17 protein-coding genes are annotated in these 16,547 nt (G+C 74.9%); 10 read left to right on the forward strand and 7 right to left on the reverse strand.

The annotated features are described in order from the left end of the window. The first annotated feature begins 56 nt into the window (after positions 1-56). The 3 genes from PVK74_RS05315 (at position 57) to PVK74_RS05325 (ending at position 3,232) form a co-directional block, all read left to right on the forward strand. Complete coding sequence (locus PVK74_RS05315; protein WP_043324274.1) at positions 57-1,646, forward strand: DHA2 family efflux MFS transporter permease subunit; 1,590 nt, start codon at positions 57-59, stop codon at positions 1,644-1,646. 240 nt (positions 1,647-1,886) lie between these two features. Then, the gene (locus tag PVK74_RS05320) at positions 1,887-2,111 is read left to right on the forward strand and encodes a DUF3040 domain-containing protein (RefSeq protein ID WP_210869864.1); all 225 of its coding nucleotides are present in this window, start codon (positions 1,887-1,889) and stop codon (positions 2,109-2,111) included. Between the two features lie 35 nt (positions 2,112-2,146). Next, entirely contained in the window at positions 2,147-3,232 is a 1,086-nt protein-coding gene (locus PVK74_RS05325) for a PIN domain-containing protein (RefSeq protein ID WP_274478336.1), read from the forward strand. 180 nt (positions 3,233-3,412) lie between these two features. Here the strand turns inward: PVK74_RS05325 and PVK74_RS05330 are convergent, their stop codons facing one another. Beyond that, positions 3,413-4,651: a hypothetical protein gene (locus PVK74_RS05330; protein ID WP_274478338.1), complete on the reverse strand. Its 1,239-nt coding sequence runs from the start codon at positions 4,649-4,651 to the stop codon at positions 3,413-3,415. 91 nt (positions 4,652-4,742) lie between these two features. Between PVK74_RS05330 and PVK74_RS05335 the strand changes: the two genes are divergently transcribed. After that, positions 4,743-5,219: a molybdenum cofactor biosysynthesis protein gene (locus PVK74_RS05335; protein ID WP_043324270.1), complete on the forward strand. Its 477-nt coding sequence runs from the start codon at positions 4,743-4,745 to the stop codon at positions 5,217-5,219. 153 nt (positions 5,220-5,372) lie between these two features. Continuing rightward, the gene (locus PVK74_RS05340; RefSeq protein WP_043324268.1) at positions 5,373-5,939 is read left to right on the forward strand and encodes a sigma-70 family RNA polymerase sigma factor; all 567 of its coding nucleotides are present in this window, start codon (positions 5,373-5,375) and stop codon (positions 5,937-5,939) included. Positions 5,940-5,967: 28 nt separating this feature from the next. Here the strand turns inward: PVK74_RS05340 and PVK74_RS05345 are convergent, their stop codons facing one another. Beyond that, positions 5,968-6,705 (reverse strand): zf-HC2 domain-containing protein, encoded by a 738-nt coding sequence (locus tag PVK74_RS05345; protein ID WP_043324265.1) that lies wholly within the window; start codon positions 6,703-6,705, stop codon positions 5,968-5,970. Positions 6,706-6,754: 49 nt separating this feature from the next. Next, positions 6,755-8,581, reverse strand: a complete 1,827-nt coding sequence (locus PVK74_RS05350; protein WP_197494852.1) for a glycoside hydrolase family 15 protein — start codon at positions 8,579-8,581, stop codon at positions 6,755-6,757. 52 nt (positions 8,582-8,633) lie between these two features. Between PVK74_RS05350 and PVK74_RS05355 the strand changes: the two genes are divergently transcribed. Genes PVK74_RS05355 through PVK74_RS05365 form a run of 3 tightly spaced genes read left to right on the forward strand, consistent with a single transcriptional unit; the run spans position 8,634 to position 11,344 of the window. Then, complete coding sequence (locus PVK74_RS05355) at positions 8,634-9,836, forward strand: D-arabinono-1,4-lactone oxidase (protein ID WP_030502307.1); 1,203 nt, start codon at positions 8,634-8,636, stop codon at positions 9,834-9,836. Next, positions 9,833-10,210: a sensory rhodopsin transducer gene (locus tag PVK74_RS05360; RefSeq protein WP_030502308.1), complete on the forward strand. Its 378-nt coding sequence runs from the start codon at positions 9,833-9,835 to the stop codon at positions 10,208-10,210. Before PVK74_RS05355 ends, PVK74_RS05360 begins: the two co-directional genes overlap by 4 nt. Positions 10,211-10,243: 33 nt before the next feature. Beyond that, complete coding sequence (locus tag PVK74_RS05365) at positions 10,244-11,344, forward strand: FUSC family protein (protein ID WP_209961737.1); 1,101 nt, start codon at positions 10,244-10,246, stop codon at positions 11,342-11,344. Positions 11,345-11,353: 9 nt separating this feature from the next. Here PVK74_RS05365 and PVK74_RS05370 read toward each other — a convergent pair whose 3' ends face one another. After that, positions 11,354-12,748, reverse strand: coding sequence for an acyl-CoA synthetase (locus PVK74_RS05370; protein WP_274478343.1), 1,395 nt, complete (start codon positions 12,746-12,748; stop codon positions 11,354-11,356). A 111-nt stretch (positions 12,749-12,859) separates the two neighbouring features. Between PVK74_RS05370 and PVK74_RS05375 the strand changes: the two genes are divergently transcribed. After that, a complete protein-coding gene (locus PVK74_RS05375) occupies positions 12,860-13,987 on the forward strand; it encodes a CaiB/BaiF CoA transferase family protein (RefSeq protein WP_274478344.1) in 1,128 nt (375 codons plus the stop codon). A 13-nt stretch (positions 13,988-14,000) separates the two neighbouring features. Here the strand turns inward: PVK74_RS05375 and PVK74_RS05380 are convergent, their stop codons facing one another. Then, complete coding sequence (locus PVK74_RS05380; RefSeq protein ID WP_043324256.1) at positions 14,001-14,417, reverse strand: ASCH domain-containing protein; 417 nt, start codon at positions 14,415-14,417, stop codon at positions 14,001-14,003. Between the two features lie 67 nt (positions 14,418-14,484). Further along, on the reverse strand, positions 14,485-15,363 hold the full coding sequence (locus tag PVK74_RS05385) for an alpha/beta hydrolase family protein (RefSeq protein WP_274478346.1): 879 nt from the start codon (positions 15,361-15,363) through the stop codon (positions 14,485-14,487). Between the two features lie 108 nt (positions 15,364-15,471). On the opposite strand from PVK74_RS05385, the gene PVK74_RS05390 reads away from it, so the two are divergent. Then, positions 15,472-16,008: a GNAT family N-acetyltransferase gene (locus PVK74_RS05390; RefSeq protein ID WP_064446059.1), complete on the forward strand. Its 537-nt coding sequence runs from the start codon at positions 15,472-15,474 to the stop codon at positions 16,006-16,008. 1 nt (position 16,009) lies between these two features. Here the strand turns inward: PVK74_RS05390 and PVK74_RS05395 are convergent, their stop codons facing one another. After that, positions 16,010-16,420 (reverse strand): MmcQ/YjbR family DNA-binding protein, encoded by a 411-nt coding sequence (locus PVK74_RS05395; RefSeq protein ID WP_043324249.1) that lies wholly within the window; start codon positions 16,418-16,420, stop codon positions 16,010-16,012. Positions 16,421-16,547: the final 127 nt, after the last annotated feature.

Raw genomic sequence — 16,547 nt, forward strand, 5'->3', positions numbered from 1 at the left:
GGTGCGTGGCGACCCCCACCGCCTTCGGCAGCCGAACCGGATCCAGGAGACCGTTAGTGACCCAGCAACCCGTCGCGACGTCGACAAAGCTCGACGCCGCGGTGCTCAAGGTGGCCGGCGTCGTCGTGCTCGGCGCGATCATGTCGATCCTCGACGTGACAGTCGTCAGCGTGGCGCTCCCGACGTTCCAGAGCGAGTTCGACGCCTCGTACGCGCGCGTCGCGTGGACCATGACGGGCTACACGCTCGCGCTGGCCACGGTGATCCCGCTCAGCGGCTGGGCCGCCGACCGGTTCGGCACGAAACGCCTCTACATGGTGGCGCTGGCGCTGTTCACCATCGGCTCCGGGCTCTGCGCCACCGCCGACTCGATCGGCGAGCTGATCGCCTGGCGTGTGGTCCAGGGCCTCGGCGGCGGCATGCTCATGCCGCTCGGCATGACGATCATGACCCGGGCCGCCGGCCCGCACCGCATCGGCCGCCTGATGGCAGTGCTCGGCATCCCGATGCTGCTCGGCCCGATCACCGGCCCGATCCTCGGCGGCTGGCTGATCGACGTCGCCAGCTGGCACTGGATCTTCCTGATCAACCTGCCGATCGGCGTGGTCGCGCTGATCTACGCCCAGCTCGCGCTGCCGAAGGACAACGCCGAGCCGTCCCAGGCGTTCGACTTCCTCGGCATGCTGATGCTGTCGCCGGGTCTGGCCCTGTTCCTGTACGGCATCTCCACGCTGCCCGAGACCGGCACGATCGCCGACACCAAGGTCTGGCTGCCGATGCTGGCCGGCGGCGCGCTCGTGGTCGCCTTCGTGGCCTACTCGTTCCGGCCCCGCCATCCGTTGCTCGACCTGCGGCTGTTCCGCAACCGCAACCTCACCATCGCCTCGATCACCATGTTCGTGTTCATCATCGCGTTCATGGGCGCGGGCCTGCTGTTCCCGAGCTACTTCCTGCAGGTGCGGGGTGAGACGACGCTCGCCGCGGGCCTGCTGATCGCGCCGCAGGGCATCGGCGCCATGCTGACCATGCCGATCGCGGGCACGCTCGCGGACCGGGTGCCGGTCGGCCGGACGGTGCCCTTCGCGCTGGTGCTCATCGCGGCCGGTTTCTTCACCTTCACGCAGCTCGGCACCGACACCTCGTACTGGCTGCTCTGCGGCTCGCTGTTCGTGATGGGCCTCGGCATGGGCGGCACGATGATGCCGATCATGACCTCGGCGCTGAAGACGCTCAGCGCCGCCGAGGTGGCGCGCGGCTCCACGCTGGTCAACATCCTCCAGCAGATCGGCGGATCGATCGGCGCCGCGATCATGTCGGTCATCCTCACCAGCGAGCTGAACGGCTCGCGGCCCATCCCCGGCGTGACCGACCCGGGCACCGGCGCCCCGCTGACCGAATCCCAGCTCGCCATCGCCGCACAGCAGCGGCCCGAGCTGATCCAGCAGTTCCCGGTGCCGCCGTCGCTCATCGAGCGAGGGCTCGACTACGCCGCGGGCGCCTTCTCGACCACGTTCTGGGTCGCGTTCGGTCTGGTGCTGCTCACCTTCGTCCCGGCCGCCTTCCTGCCGCGCCGGCGTGAGCCGTCGCACCTGCTCGACGGCGAGACGGGCGAGGACAAGCAGCCGATGGCGCTGCCGATCCACTGACCGCCGCCGTGACCGGGGCCGGACGCCTGAGCGTCCGGCCCCGCGCCACATCGGTGCGGTGCCGCCCGCCGTGCCGGGTGGGCGCGTTGTCGGCCACCGCTGGTGTCCTCGCGCTGTCGGCCTGCCCGGCCGTGTCGGCGTGGCTTTCGCCGCCGGGGCCGTGCCGGCGGGGCCAACCCGCCACCGCGGCCGTGACGAGCGCCTACGATCGGCACAGGGAGCCGGGGAGAGGCGGGCAGCGTGAGCGCAGACGACGCGCAGCGGCCGGCGCGACGGCGTAACCGCCTGCTGCTGGCGGGCCTGCTCGCCGTCGTCGGGCTGATCCTGCTGCTGCTCGGCCTCACCGTCGCCAACGGCACGGTCGCCGGCGTCGAGGTGGTGCTGGCGTTGCTGCTCCTGGTCAGCAGCTACGCGATTCAGCGGCTGGCCCGCCGCGAGACGGTCTACCGCGACGAGCGGCGCTGACCGGCGCGGCGGCCCGGCCGGGCTAGGCTGCCAGTGTGGATCACGAAGACCGGATCGCGCTGTTCCTCGACTACGAGAACCTGGCCCTTGGCGTACGCGACCACCACGGTGGCGGTGCGTTCGACTTCCGGCCGATCGCCGACGCGCTCGCCGAGCGGGGGCGGGTGGTGGTGCGCCGGGCGTACGCGGACTGGTCGTACTTCGACGAGGACCGGCGGATGCTCACCCGCTCGCACGTCGAGCTGATCGAGATCCCGCAGCGCATGGGCGCCTCCCGCAAGAACGCCGCCGACATCAAGATGGCGGTGGACGCGGTCGAGCTGGCGTTCGAGCGCGGCTACATCTCCACGTTCGTGATCTGCACCGGCGACAGCGACTTCACGCCGCTGGTCCACAAGCTGCGCGAACTCAACAAGCGGGTGATCGGCGTGGGAGTGGAGAAGTCCACCTCGGCGTTGCTGCCGCCGGCCTGCGACGAGTTCCTCTACTACGACCGTCTCGAAGGCGTCGACGTGCCGCCGCCGGCCGCCCGCCGGTCGCGTCCGGCCCGCACGGCGCCGCCCGGACCGGTGGCGGAACCGGTGGCGGAGGCCGCGCCGGAGGCCGCTGCTGCCGAGGAGGGGCGGGCCCGGGACGTCGACACGCTCGCCGTCCAGCTCGTGCAGACGGTGGCCGGTATGCAGGGCAGCACGAGCGGTGACGTGACCGCCTCCGCGCTCAAGCGCGCGCTGCTGCGCAAGGACCCGACGTTCAGCGAGTCCGACTACGGCTTCCGTACCTTCGGCGAACTGCTGCGCCACCTCGCCGCGCGCAACGTGGTGGAGCTGGCGGCGGGGCCGGCGAAGGGCGACCCGGAGGTGTCGCTTCCCGAGCAGGGCGACCGGGATGTCGCGTTCGGGCTGCTGCGGTCAGTGGTGGTGGACCTGGCCGGCGAGGGCGGCGCGGTGGCGCTGTCCGGGCTGAAGGACCAGCTCCGGCGCGCCCGGCCCGACTTCAGCGAGAAGAAGCTCGGATATCGCAGCTTCCTGCAGTTCTGCAAGGCGGCCGCGACGGGCGGCGCGGTGGAGCTGCGCTGGAGCCCCGAAGACGGCGACTACCTCCTGACCCCCCATACCCCCTGATCCCCACCCCACCCGCCCCTCGCCCTTCGTTCCCGCGATCTTGCACTTGCGGCCCGCCTAAAGCGGGATGAATCCGGCATCTGTAGGGCGCGAAGTGCAAGATCGACGGTGAGGGTGAGGCGGGGTGACCGCGAGGGCGGGACGGCGGGGAAGTGGGAGAGCGGCGAGCGTGGGGCGGGGTCAGGGGAGGGTTGCGTCTTGCTGGGCTGTTGCGCCGGAACCGACGGCCAGGCCGAGGTGCAGGCCCACCAGGTCCAGGACGCTCGGCTCGGCGGATGCGGCGGACGGGCTCGGCTCGGTTGTCGGATCGGGCTCGCCGGTCGGAACCGGATCAGCCGTCGGGCTCACGCTCGGCGCCGGTGTCACCTGGCCTGCGGGTGGGCCGGACGATTCGACGATCACGGGCGTACGGCCGCTCACGCGCGTCGACGGGGATCCGGCGGCAGGTGGCGCGGTGGTGGGGACCCGATCACCCGAATCGGCGGCCGGAGGTCGCGGCGCGGGCCGGGGCGGCCGGGACGCGGGGGGAGACGACGGGTTGACCGGGGTCGCCACGGGCGGCACTGACGAAACGGCCGGTGGGGGCGCGGTCGCCGGGTGGGTCGCGGTTCGGGCTGCCGGGTCGGTCTGCCCGGCGGTCGCGGTCCAGGTGCCGGCGGAGGTGACGCCCAGCAGTACGGCCATCGCTGCGACGCCCGCCGCGGCCAGCCGCTGGGGGAGCGCCCGTTCGGCGGGGGCGTCCCACGGCCCGAGTGGCCGGGGTGGGCGGGGCCGGGCGGCCCGGTGGGCGGACCACAGCGCCTCGACGTCCTCCACCACCACGGTGCGCGTACCGGTGGCGTCGGCGTGGGCCAGGGTGAGGTAGAACCGGGCGTTCGCCGCGCCCGGCGCCGGCACGCGCAGACCCGCCGGTGCGCCGCTGTCCGTGCCGTGCAGCAGGGTGACCGGACGGCCGGGGTGGTGCCCGAGTCCGCGCAGAGTCCGCAGGGGCCACTCCCGGCCGACGCCGGGCCCGGTGAAGGCGACCCGCCGGTCGGTCACCACGGCGGCGCCGCTGGCGATCACGCGCAGCCCGGCCGGTAGCGGGCCCTCGGCCGGGTCGAGACATCCGGCGAGCGTGCCGTCCGGCACCGGCAGTCCGGGTAGGTGCCGGGCCGTGGCCTCGACGAGGTCGACGGTGGGCAGGATGCGGTAGACGACCTCACCGTCGTCCAGTGGCACCGGTAGCGGGGTGCCCGTCAGGACGCACCCGTGGAAGCCGGCCGCCTCGATCCGCAGCCGGTCGAGGTGCTCCGCGCGCCGCCGCCAGGCCCGCGCCGCCGTCTCGTACGCCTGGCGCCGGCGCTCGTTCTCGCGCCGCGCCCAGGACAGCCGCCGTCGGGGATGAGCCCCGATCGCGTCGGGTCGCCTCGCCGTCACACCTGGTACAACGCCCTGCGTAAGCCGCGGATACGTGAGCGCGGCTATCGTCCGGTTTGGCGGTGGTATGCCCGCGATTACACTTCGGGGCATGCCGCGGATCGTCCAGTTGCTGGCCTCGCCCGTGCACCGGTACGTGGGCCGCCCCGCGGACGGGCCCGCCCCCGCGCCGCCGGGTGAACTGGTCGAGCGGGTGGAGGTGCGCGCCGGTCTCGGCATCGTCGGTGACCGCTACTTCGGCCGCCCGGCGCACCGCCAGGCGAGCGTCACGCTGATCGCGCGGGAGTCGCTGCCGCCCGGGGCGGACCTCACCCAGTTGCGACGTAACGTGCTGACCGACGGCATCCCGGTGGACGAGCTGGTCGGCCGGGTGCTCACGCTCGACTCCGGCGACGGTCCGGTCCGCCTGCGGGTGCACCGGGCCGCGCCGCCGTGCGCCTGGCTCGACGTGGTGGTCGCGCCCGGCACCTGGAAGGCGATGCGTCGCCGGGGCGGTGTGCGCTGCGCGCCGCTCACCGACGGCGTCCTGCGGGTCGGGCCGGTCACCGTCTCCGTCGACGACGACTGACCCGGTTCGGGAACTTTTCCCGCCCGCCGGCCGACCAACCGGAGGTCGCCGACAGTCAGGCCCGGTGGCAGGAGGGACGCCAGGGATGAACCGAGCGGGCAGCGGATCCGTACCGTCGGGCATGACGATGTCGGGCCCGCGGGCCGGCCGAGGATGAGCCCGGACGCCGACGACGAGCAGGTGACCGGGTGGGCCCGGAGCGCCGCCCGTGGTGACCGGCTGGCCGCTGCCGCGTTCGTCCGTGCCCTCCAGGCGCCGGTGTGGCGGTTCCTCGCCCACCTGGCCGGGCCGGCCGAGGCCGACGACCTGGCCCAGGAGACGTTCCTGCGCGCGCTGCGCAGCCTGCCCGGCTTCGCGGGCCGGTCGTCGGCGCGTACCTGGGTCTTCACCATCGCCCGCCGGGTCGCGGTGGACCACGTGCGGGCGGCGACCGCGCGGCCCCGCACGGCCGCGCTGGCGGACTGGCAGGCCGCCGCCGAGGCGGCCGGGGCGGTGACCCGCGGCGGGGACGACGGGGTGGTGTTGCGCGGGCTCATCGCGGCGCTCGCCCCGGACCGCCGGGAGGCGTTCGTGGCCACCCAGGTGCTGGGCCTGTCCTACGCCGAGGCCGCCGAGGTGTGCGGCTGCCCGGTCGGCACGATCCGGTCCCGGGTCGCCCGCGCCCGGGAGGACCTGGCCGCCGCCTGGTCCGGCGACGTCCGTGACCGCCGCGCCCGCTGACACCCGCGGGCCCCGGCCGTCCGGCGGTTCAGGCCGCGCGCCGGTTGCGGGCCTGTGCGGGGTACGGGCCCGGCTGCACCAGCCGCAGCGGCGCCGGCGCGGCCGGTTCCTCGGTGCGCAGCGCCCACCGCGATCCGCTCGACCGGCCCCGCCCGGGCGGCGTGTCGCCGGGGCGCCAGCCCGGCCGGGACAGCACCAGCATCACGGCCCAGCCGACCAGCAGGAAGCCGTGGCTGACCAGCCGGGTCATCGCGACCTGACCGGTGATCAGGTCGTTCACCGACAGCAGCACCAGCGTGGCGACGAACGCGCTGAGCATCGGCAGCAGGCCGGACGGCGTGGTCCGGCGTGCCGCCACGTAGAGGAACCCGGCGCCGACTGCTACGTTCCACGCCGCCGACTCGTGCCACAGGTGCTGGCCGGAGGTGTGGGCGTGCGCGACGACCGCCTCCCGGCCGATCTGGGCCAGCCCGAGTACGAGCTGCACCGCGCCGAGCAACCCGAGCGCCCCGCGTAGTCCGAGCGCGATCCGCTGGCGGCGGCTCGGCCGGGGCGGCGGCGCGGCGGCGAGCACCGCGTCGACCAGGTCGGGTACGCGCGGGGCGAGCTGCGTACGGGCCCGCCGGGTGACCGCCGCGGCCGAGTCGAACCAGCCCCGGCAGCCGGCGCAGCCGGTCAGGTGCGCCTCGGCCGCCTCGATCTCCGAGCGGGACGCCTCACCGTCCAGCTGTGCCGACAGGATTTCCCGCCACTGCTCACACGCCATACAGGGATAGTCGTCCGGACCGGCGCGCTGGTTCCCGGCGGGGTGCCGGTCACGCCGCCGCGGCCGCTGACCGTTCCGCCCACGCGTGCAGCGCGTCCCGGTCGCCCGCCGAGTCCAGGTTCAGCGCAGCCTCGATCAGTGCCAGATGGGTGAACGCTTGCGGGAAGTTGCCCAGCGCCGTGCCGTCGGGCGCGCGTTCCTCCGGATGCAGGCCGAGCGGCCCGGCCCGGCCGGCCAGCCGGTCGAAGATGTCCCGCGCCTCGCCGTGCCGGCCGGCCAGTACCAGCGCCGAGACCAGCTCGAAGGAGCAGAGCAGGAACGCCCCCTCGGTGCCGGGCAGCCCGTCGTCGGCCCGGTAGCGCCGGATCAGGTCGGGCGCGACGGCGAGGTCGGCGCGGATCCGTTCGACGGTGGCGACCACCCGGGCGTCGTCGCCGGGCAGGAACCCGACGAGCGGCATCCGCAGCAGCGAGGCGTCCGGCTCGGTCCCGCCGTACGCCATGACGAAACTGCCGGCGCGCTCGTCGTACCCGCGGTCGAGCACCTCGGCGTGCAGCGCGTCACGTTCCCGGCGCCACCGGTCCACCGGCGCGGCGCCGTCGCCGAGCAGCCCGGCGAGGCGGATGCCCCGGTCCAGGCAGACCCAGGTCATCACCTTCGAGTAGACGTAGTGCCGGCACGGGCCGCGGATCTCCCACACCCCGTGGTCCGGTTCCCGCCAGCGCTCCGCCATGGTCTCGACGTGCCGCCGCAGCAGCGCCCACTGCGGGCCGGTCAGCTCGCCGGTGAGCAGCTGGTAGGCAAGCGCCGCGTCGAGGATGTGCCCGTACGTGTCGAACTGGATCTGGTTCGCCGCCTCGTTGCCGACCCGCACCGGCGCCGAGCCGGCGTAGCCGGACAGGTGCGGCAGCTCACGCTCCTCGGTGGCGTGGCCGTGGATGCCGACGAGCGGCGCGAGCGGATGCTGCCGCGCGCAGATGCCGAGCAGGAACCGCAGATAGCGGCGGCCCTCCTCGGCGTGGCCCAGGCGGAACAGCGCGAGCAGCAGCAGCGCCGCGTCCCGGTGCCAGGTGAAGCGGTAGTCCCAGTTGCGGACCCCGCCGATCTCCTCGGGCAGCGATGTGGTCGGGGCGGCCAGCAGCGCGCCGGTCTCGTCGTAGGACAGGCCGCGCAGCACCAGGGCGCTGTGCCGGACCGCGCCGGCCGCGAAGCCCGTGTAGTCGCCGCGCGCCGACCACGCCCGCCAGCTGTCGGCGGTCCGCTCGGTCAGCTCCTCGGCGTCGGCGAGGGCGGGCACCGGGTCGGCGTACCCGAGAAGCAGCGTCGCGTCCTGCCCGGCGCGCAGCTCCGCCTCGGCGACGAGCGTGCCGTCCTCGACGGTGACCGGCAGGTCGGTGCGCAGCCGCAGCGGCGTGCCGTCGGCGTGCCAGCCGTTACCGTCGCGCCGCCAGCGCACCGGGCGTGCCCCGTACCCGGGCCGGGGCGTCAGCTCGGCGCGGACCCGCAGCACACCGTCGGTGATTCGCAGCCGGCGCACCAGCGCCCGCTCGGCGTGGATCGGCCGGTCGGCGGCGCCGGGCCGGACCGCGAGCAGGTCCTCGCCGGCCGCCGCGCCGGACGGGGCGGCCCAGTCGTTCTCCAGCACCAGCGTGTCCGGCCGGTAGCGGCGCCGCGGCGCCGGGCAGCCGGCGACGGTGAGCGTGAACCGGCCGCCGGTGTCCCGGTCGAGCAGCCGGGCCGCGACCGCGTCGCCCGCCGCGTCCGGTACGCAGAACCACTCGACCGCCCCGTCCGGTGCGACGAGCGCCGTGGTGTGCGTGTCGGACAGGAACGCGTACGCGTCGATCGGCGGGAACGACAGCGGCGGCTCGGACACGGCGGTGACTACCCGGCGCGGGCACGGGTAAGCGGGCCGGGGAGGGGCCGCTGTGACACGCGAGTTCGTGAACTGGTCCGGCAGTCTCCGCTTTACACCGGCGGACCGGGCCGAGCCGGCCGACGAGGCCGAGGTGTGCGACCTGGTGCGCCGTGCCCGGGCCACGCGCGCGACCGTCCGGCCGGTCGGCTCGGGGCACTCGTCCAGCCCGCTGGTGCGTACCGACGGGATCCTGCTGAGCCTGGACCGGATGGCCGGGGTGATCTCCGACGACGGGCGGGTCGCGACCGCGTGGGCCGGCACGAAGCTGCGGGCGCTGGGCGAAGGGCTCTACGACGCCGGGCTGGCCATGGACAACCTGGGCGACGTCGACTACCAGTCGATCGCTGGGGCGACCGCCACCGGCACCCACGGCACCGGCATCGGATTTGGGAACCTGAGCACCCAGGTCACCGGCGTGCGCCTGGTCACCGGCACCGGCGACGTGCTGGACGTCGACGCGCGGCGCAACCCGGAGCTGCTGCCGGCGGTGCGCCTCTCCCTCGGCGCGCTCGGCGTGGTCACCCAGGTCACGCTCGACGTGCAGCCGACCTACCAACTGCACCGCCGCTCCTGGTGCGCGCACCTGGACTGGACCCTGGACCACCTCGCCGTGCTGCAGCACACCAACCGCAACATGGACTTCTACTGGTACCCGCGCAGCGACCAGACGCAGATCCGGGTGATCAACCGCACCGACACGGACGCCGCGCCGGACCGGGCACAGCCCCGGCTGCCGGACGGCGAGCCGCGGCAGAGCCAGGTCGGGCCCACCCACCGCACCATTCCCCGGCACCGGGAGCTGCGCTTCGAGGAGATCGAGTACATGCTGCCGTCGGAGGCGTTCCCGGCCTGCTTCGCCGAGGTGCGCCGCCGGGTGCGCGACCGGCACCGCCGGGTGGCCGCCTGGCGGGTCCTGGTCCGCACCATCGCCGCCGACGACATCTGGCTCAGCAACGCCTACGGCCGCCCCACCACCACGATCGCCTGCCTGCAGAACACCTCGCTGCCGTACGACGAGTACTTCCGGGACATGGAGGCGGTGTTCCGGCACTACGGCGGACGCCCGCACTGGGGCAAGAAGCACTGGCTCGGCGCGCGGGAGCTGCGTCCCCTCTATCCCCGCTGGGACGACTTCCAGGCGGTGCGCCGCCGGCTCGACCCGGACGGGGTGTTCCTCACCCCGGACCTGGCCCGGCTGCTGGAGGAGTCGTGAGCGCGCCGGTCGGCGCCCGGGTCTGGGTGGTGCCGGGCGGGCACGTGCCGTTCCCCGCGCACGGCCCGGAACCGGCGTTCACCGCCTTCGACCAGCTCTGCGTGCTCAACGCCGCCGACGAGGACGCCGAGCTGGAGCTGGACTTCTACTACCAGGACGTCGAACCGGTCGGACCGTACCGGCTACTGGTCGGCGCCCGCCGGATCCGGCACGTACGGGTGAACGACCTGATCGACCCGGAGGCGGTGCGACTGGACCGCCCGTACGGCTGCGTGCTGCGTTCCCCGGTCCCGGTGGTGGTGCAGTTCCTGCGCCAGGACACCCGGCTGCCCGGCGTGGTGGCGCTGACCGGCACGATGGCGTACCCCGGGTGAGGTTCGGGCGGGCGACCGCGGGTACCCGGCCGCATGCGGGATGCCGTCGACCGGGTACGCGACGCCGGGCGGTCCAGCCGCCGGCGACTGGGCACGTACTTCATCGTGGCGGTCCAGGCCGGCCTCGCGGCCACGCTGGCCTGGACGGTGGCCCGCGAGGTGCTCGGCAACCCCGACCCGACGTTCGCGCCGGCCGCGGCGGTCAGCGTCATCGCCGCCTCGCTCGGCAACCGCACCCGGCGGACCGTGGAGCTGGTGGTCGGGGTGGTCCTCGGCATCGTCGTCGGTGACCTGCTGGTGCATCTGTTCGGCACCGGGCCGTGGCAGACCGGCGTGATCGTGTTCCTGGCGGTCTCCGCGGCGGTGCTCGTACGCGGTACCGGCGCGCTCGTCACCCAGGCCGGCGGTACGGCGGTGCTGGTCGCCACGCTGACCCCGGTGTCGCCCGACCTGGAGCTGCCCCGGACCCTCAACGCGCTCGTCGGCGGCGCCGTCGGCCTGCTCGTGGTGCTGGTGATCGCGCCGCTGAACCCGCTGCGCGCGGTCCGCCGCGTGGCAGACCCGGCGCTCGACACGTTCGCCAGTCAGATGACCGCGTCGGCGGAGGCGCTTGCACACGCCGACGTGTGCGCGGCCGACGAGGTGCTGGCCCGGATGCGCGCCGCCGAGACGGAACTGGACCGGATCGACGAGATGGTCGGCGCCGCCGACGAGGTGGTCCGGTTCTCCCCGGTGCGCTGGCGGCGACGACGCGCCCTGGCCGCGTATCGGCACGGCGCCGAGCACCTGGACCGGGCGTTCCGCAACAGCCGGGGCATGGTGCGCCGCATCGGCACCGCGTTACGGGACCGGGAGCCGGTGCCGCCGCACCTGCCCGCCGCGCTGGAGCACTTCAGCGAGGCGATCCGGCTGCTGCACCGGGCGTTCCTGGCCGCCGAGGAGCCGGTCGCCGCCCGGGAGCGGGTGCTGCGCGCGGTCCGCGACGCGGGCGAGGCGTGCCGGCAGGAGATCGGCTTCTCCGGCACCATCGTGGTCTCGCAGTTGCGGACCGTCGCCAACGACCTGCTGCGTGCCACAGGCGTGCCGGCGGACGAGGCCCGCCGTCAGGTCCGCCGCGCGGCAGCGGCCCGCTGAGAGGGCCGCTCACGCCTCGGTCAGCAGGGTCTTCTGCACCTTGCCCATCGCGTTGCGGGGCAGCGCGCCGACCAGCCGCACCTGCCGGGGGCGCTTGTGCGCGGACAGGTGCCGCGCCACGCAGTCGATCAGCTCGGCCTCGGCCACGCCGTCGCCGACCACGTACGCGGTCACCTGCTGCCCCAGGTCGGGGTGGGGCGTGCCGACCACCGCCGCCTCCCGCACACCCGGGTGGGCCAGCAGCGCGTCCTCCACCTCGCCGGCCCCGATCCGGTACCCGCCGCTCTTGATCAGGTCGGTGGCGGCCCGGCCGACGATGCGGTGGACGCCGTCCGGGTCGACCGTGGCGACGTCGCCGGTGCGGAACCAGCCGTCGGCGGTGCGACCAGCTGCGTCGGCGTCCGGCCGGTTCAGGTAACCGTCGAACAGCGTGCCGCCGCGTACCTGCAGCTCGCCCATCGCGTCGGCGGGCAGCGGGTCGCCGTGCTCGTCCCGCACCCGGGTGTGCACGCCGGGCAGCGGCACACCCACGGTGCCGGGCCGCCGGGGAACGTCCGCGCGGGCGCTCACCGTCACGAGCGTCTCGGTCATGCCGTACCGCTCCAGCGGCCGGTGCCCGGTCAGCCCGGCCAGCGCCGCGAAGACCGGGTCGGGCAGCGCCGCGCTGCCGGACACGAGCAGCCGGGCGCCGCGCAGCGCCCGCGCCGCCGCGGGTTGCGCCGCGATCCGCGACCAGATCGTGGGTACGCCGAAGTACAGCGAGCCGCCCGCCGCCGCGTACCGCTCGGGGTGGGGACGGCCGACGTGGCGCAGGCGGCTGCCGACGCGCAGCGGGCCGAGCACGCCCAGCACCAGCCCGTGCACGTGGAACAGCGGCAGCCCGTGCACCAGCAGGTCGTCCGGCGTCCAGGCCCAGGCGTCGGCGAGCCCGTCCAGGCAGGCGGCGACCGCGCGGCGGGACAGCACCGCGCCCTTGGGCGCGCCGGTGGTGCCGCTGGTGTAGAGGATCAGCGCGGTGGCCGCCGGGTCGGGCTCGGGATGGCTGGTGTCCGAGCGCCGGGCCAGATCCAGCGGCACGAGCGGCGGCGAATGGGCTTCCCGTGTGCCCGGCACCGCCAGCAGCACCTCCGCGCCGGAGTCGCGCAGGATGTGGTCGCGTTCCATCGGCCCGGCGTCGGGCGGCACCGGCACCACCGCCGCGCCGGCGAGCAGCCCGCCGACCACGCCGACCACCGTCTCCAGGGTCGCCGTCGCGGGCACCGCCACCCGGGCCGCGCCGCGCAGGTCGTCGGCGACCGCGGTGGCCGCCCGGCGCAGCTCCACCCAGGACAGCGAGCGGTCCTGCACCCGGATCGCGCCCGGGCGCTCGTCGGTGGCTTCGGCGAGCCGGCTGAGCAGCGGCACGGGCACCCCTTTCCGGTACGTCCCCGAGGCGACCGTAGCCGGACGGCCCACCCCGGCCGGGTGGGCCGTCAGGAATGTGTCATCGTGGTCGGCGGCGAGAAAGGGGTCGGCATGTCGGGTCCGTTGCACGGGGTGCTGGTCGCCGACTTCTCCCGCATCCTCGCCGGACCGTACGCGACGATGCTCCTGGCCGACCTCGGCGCGGACGTGGTCAAGGTGGAGTCACCGGGCGGCGACGACACCCGCGGCTGGCGGCCCCCGGTCCGCGACGACGTCTCCACCTACTACCTGGCGGTCAACCGCAACAAGCGCTCACTGGTGCTCGACCTGACCGACCCCGGCGACCTGACGCTGGCGCACCGGCTGGCCGACCGGGCCGACGTGCTGATCCAGAACTTCCGTCCGGGCGCGCTGCGCCGCTTCGGCCTCGACCACGACACGGTCACCGCCCGCAACGCCCGCCTGGTGTACGCCTCGATCAGCGGCTTCGGCGCCGCCGGGGGCGCCGACCTGCCCGGGTACGACCTGATGGTGCAGGCCGCCGCCGGGCTGATGAGCCTCACCGGGGACGCGGACGGCCCGCCCTACAAGGCCGGCGTCGCGGTGTTCGACGTGATCGCCGGGCTGCACGCGGCGGTCGGGATCCTGGCCGCGCTGCGGCACCGCGAGGAGACCGGGCGCGGGCAGCACGTCACGGTGGACCTGCTCTCCTCGGCGCTGTCCGGGCTGGTCAACCACACCAGCGCGCACGTGGCCGGGGCCGCGCAGCCGCACCGGATGGGCAACGCGCATCCGAGCATCGTGCCGTACGAGCCGCTGCCCACCGCCGACGGCGAACTGGTGGTGATCGCCGGCAACGACGCGCAGTTCCGTACCCTCTGCCGGGTGCTGGGCGTGCCGGAACTGGCCGGCGACGCGCGGTTCCGGCGCAACGCCGACCGCGTCGCGCACCGCGACGAGCTGCGGCCGCTGCTGGTGGCGGCGCTGTCCCGGCGCGGCAGCGCGGAGTGGTTCGGCGAGCTGCGCGCGGCGGGCGTGCCGTGCAGCCCGATCAACTCTGTGGCCGACGGGGTGGCGCTGGCGCAGGGGCTGGGCCTGGAGCCGGTGGCGACGACCGGCGGCGTGCCGGGGATCCGCAACCCGATCGGCCTGTCCGGCACCCCGCCGCGCTACGAGCTGCCGCCCCCGGAGCTGGACGAGCACGGCGACCAGCTGCGCGCCTGGCTCGCCGCCCCCTGAGCCGGGCGCGCGGTCAGAGCGTCTCGACCAGGCGGAAGCGTTCCAGCACGGCCATGGTGTCGTCGTCGACGGTGAACGTGGGGTCGCCGAGCCAGCCGCGGTAGTCCTCGCCGTGCCAGAACCGCTCGTGGCCGGCCCGCCAGGCGGCGACCGACTCGTAGCCCTCGCCCTCGTCCCGCGCGTGGTCGAGATCGACGTCGCCGAGGCGGGCGACGCGGACCTCGACCAGCTCGATCACCGCCACCGGCCGGCTGTCGGAGTCGATCACCGCCGAGCGGGTACCGACGGCCGGCAGTGGCTCGCCGTCGATCTCGTAGTCCTGGACCAGCGCGGTAGTGGTGCTCTTGCTCCCGTCGAGCACCGCGGCGACGAGCTGGTCGCGCAGCGGGCCGGGGAAGGCGAACTCGAACGTGGGCAGCGCGGCATCCATGCCCGGCAGGCTAGCCGTCGGCGGCGGCGCGGCGCGCGGAGAATTGGAGGCGGGACCGGCAGCCCGCTCAGCCGGCCGGCGGCAGCAGGCGGTCCAGCCAGTCCAACAGCACCCGCTCGTACTGCGGGCTGACGCTGTCCAGGTCCTCACCCTCGCCGAGCGTGGGCGCGTGGTCGCACCCCGCCAGCCGGGCCACCGTCAGCTCGGCGTCGCGGGCCGCCCGCCGCCACACCTCGAGGCTGTCCTCGATCGGGATCCAGGCGTCCGTCTCGCCCCAGCAGAGCAGCACCGGGCAGGTCAGCCGCGCCAGCACCGGCGCCGGGTCGTAGTCCATGTCGGTCCACGTGCCGGGCGTGGCGGGCAGTTCCTCGGGCAGGGACGCCAGTGGGAACCAGGGGTGGCGCACGGCGACGTCCAGCTCCGCCTGCGCCACCGCGCGTGGCACGTCGCCGCGCAGGTAGTCCTCGGCGAGCGCGCGCAGCCGGGTCAGCTCAACCACGTCGGCCGGCCCGTACCCGTGCCGGCGCAACTGCTCAGCGGTGCCGTAGCGCATCTGCCTCGCGGGGCTCACCCCGCTGCAACCGACCAGGACCAGGAAGTCAACCGGGTGCCGGGTGGCGGTCAGCGCCGCCGCCCACGCGCCCTGGCTGAACCCCCACAACCCGACCGGGACCGCCCCGACGTGCCGGCGCAGCTCGGTGAGCGCGGCGGAGGCGTCGTCGGCCTGGTCGGCCAGCGGCACGTCGTGCCCGTCGACGCGGGGGCGGCGGTCGTAGCGCAGCACCGCGATCCCGGCCCTGGGCAGCAGCCGGGCCAGGTGCGCGTACAGGAAGTGGGAACGCTGCCCGGCGTGCGAGCCGTGCAGCACCACCAGGCCTCCCCGTACCGGCGCGGCCGGCAGGTCGAGGACCGCGGGCAGGCCCGCCGTGCCGATCGTCGTCTCCATGCCGGGCAGTGAACCACCAGCCGTCCCGCCCCGTGGTCCCGGCCGCCGCCCGCAACGCCCGCGTGCGTACGCTGACCAGGTACGCAGCCGCGACCGTGGAGAACCGCCATGACCAGCCCCGCATCCCGTACCGTCCGGGTCGCCCGCCCCGGCGACGTGGCCGCCCTCGTCGACCTGATCGAGTCGGCGTACCGGGGTGAGCGCAGCCGGCAGGGCTGGACCCACGAGGCGGACCTGCTGGCCGGGCAGCGCACCGACCCGGACATGGTCGCCTCGGCGGTCACCGCCCCGGACGGCGTGGTGCTGGTCGCCGAGCAGGACGGTGACCTGCTCGCCTGCTGCCAGCTGGAACGCCGCGACGACCACGTCTACTTCGGGATGTTCGCGGTGGCCCCCGGCCGGCAGGGCGGCGGCCTGGGCCGGGAGCTGCTGGCCGAGGCCGAGCGATACGCGACGCAGCAGTGGCACGCCGGTGAGATGCGGATGACCGTGATCGTCCAGCGCGACGACCTGATCGCCTGGTACGAGCGGCGCGGCTACGTCCGCACCGGCGAGCTGAGCCCGTTCCCGTACGGCGATGAGCGCTTCGGCGTGCCGCTGCGGCCGGACCTGGCGTTCGAGACGCTGCGCAAGAAGCTCGGCTGATTCAGCCGGGCCGGTCGACGAGGGCGACCAGCTTCTTCGGGGCCAGCACGCAGTAGCTCTCGGTGAGCAGCTCGGCGACCTCGGTCCAGTCCGTGTCCGCGTCGAGTCGCAGGCCGACCACGTCGGCGGCCCAGTCCGGCTTGAAGAAGTGCGGCCCGGCCGCGAGCAGCCCGGCGATCTCGTCGCCGGGGGAGCGGAACGTCATCACGCAGACCGGCTCGTCGGTCGCCGCGGCCCGCGCGTACGCGGCCTGGTGGCCGGGGTCGACGGTGAGCACGTGGGCGAACGTGCGGCCGCGCACCCGCCACCGCACACCCACCCAGGCCGGCTCCTCGTAGGCGTCGGGCAGGCCGAGGCAGACCGGGCGCAGGCGGTCGAGGTGCTCGGGCGGAACGTCTCCGGGACCGGTCATGCCCGCACGCTAGCCGCAGCCTCCGACATTCCCGCCGTACCGGCGTGGCGCCCGGCCGCCGCGCGTCCGGCGGAGAAATGTCAAGCCTGGGAGTACCACGACGATGAGTTTCGGCGAGGCCCGCGGT

It is taken from the genome of Micromonospora chalcea (assembly GCF_028768405.1).
In the GTDB taxonomy this organism is placed as follows: Bacteria; Actinomycetota; Actinomycetes; order Mycobacteriales; family Micromonosporaceae; genus Micromonospora; species Micromonospora chalcea.

What these genes read in the sequence shown, in the direction of transcription:
- PVK74_RS05335 (WP_043324270.1), top strand. Translation starts at nt 4,743, where the DNA reads ATGCCGCGGATCGTCCAGTTGCTGGCCTCGCCCGTGCACCGGTACGTG.
- PVK74_RS05340 (WP_043324268.1), top strand. Translation starts at nt 5,373, where the DNA reads ATGAGCCCGGACGCCGACGACGAGCAGGTGACCGGGTGGGCCCGGAGC.
- PVK74_RS05345 (WP_043324265.1), bottom strand. Translation starts at nt 6,705, where the DNA reads ATGGCGTGTGAGCAGTGGCGGGAAATCCTGTCGGCACAGCTGGACGGT.
- PVK74_RS05365 (WP_209961737.1), top strand. Translation starts at nt 10,244, where the DNA reads ATGCGGGATGCCGTCGACCGGGTACGCGACGCCGGGCGGTCCAGCCGC.
- PVK74_RS05375 (WP_274478344.1), top strand. Translation starts at nt 12,860, where the DNA reads ATGTCGGGTCCGTTGCACGGGGTGCTGGTCGCCGACTTCTCCCGCATC.
- PVK74_RS05380 (WP_043324256.1), bottom strand. Translation starts at nt 14,417, where the DNA reads ATGGATGCCGCGCTGCCCACGTTCGAGTTCGCCTTCCCCGGCCCGCTG.
- PVK74_RS05385 (WP_274478346.1), bottom strand. Translation starts at nt 15,363, where the DNA reads ATGGAGACGACGATCGGCACGGCGGGCCTGCCCGCGGTCCTCGACCTG.
- PVK74_RS05390 (WP_064446059.1), top strand. Translation starts at nt 15,472, where the DNA reads ATGACCAGCCCCGCATCCCGTACCGTCCGGGTCGCCCGCCCCGGCGAC.
- PVK74_RS05395 (WP_043324249.1), bottom strand. Translation starts at nt 16,420, where the DNA reads ATGACCGGTCCCGGAGACGTTCCGCCCGAGCACCTCGACCGCCTGCGC.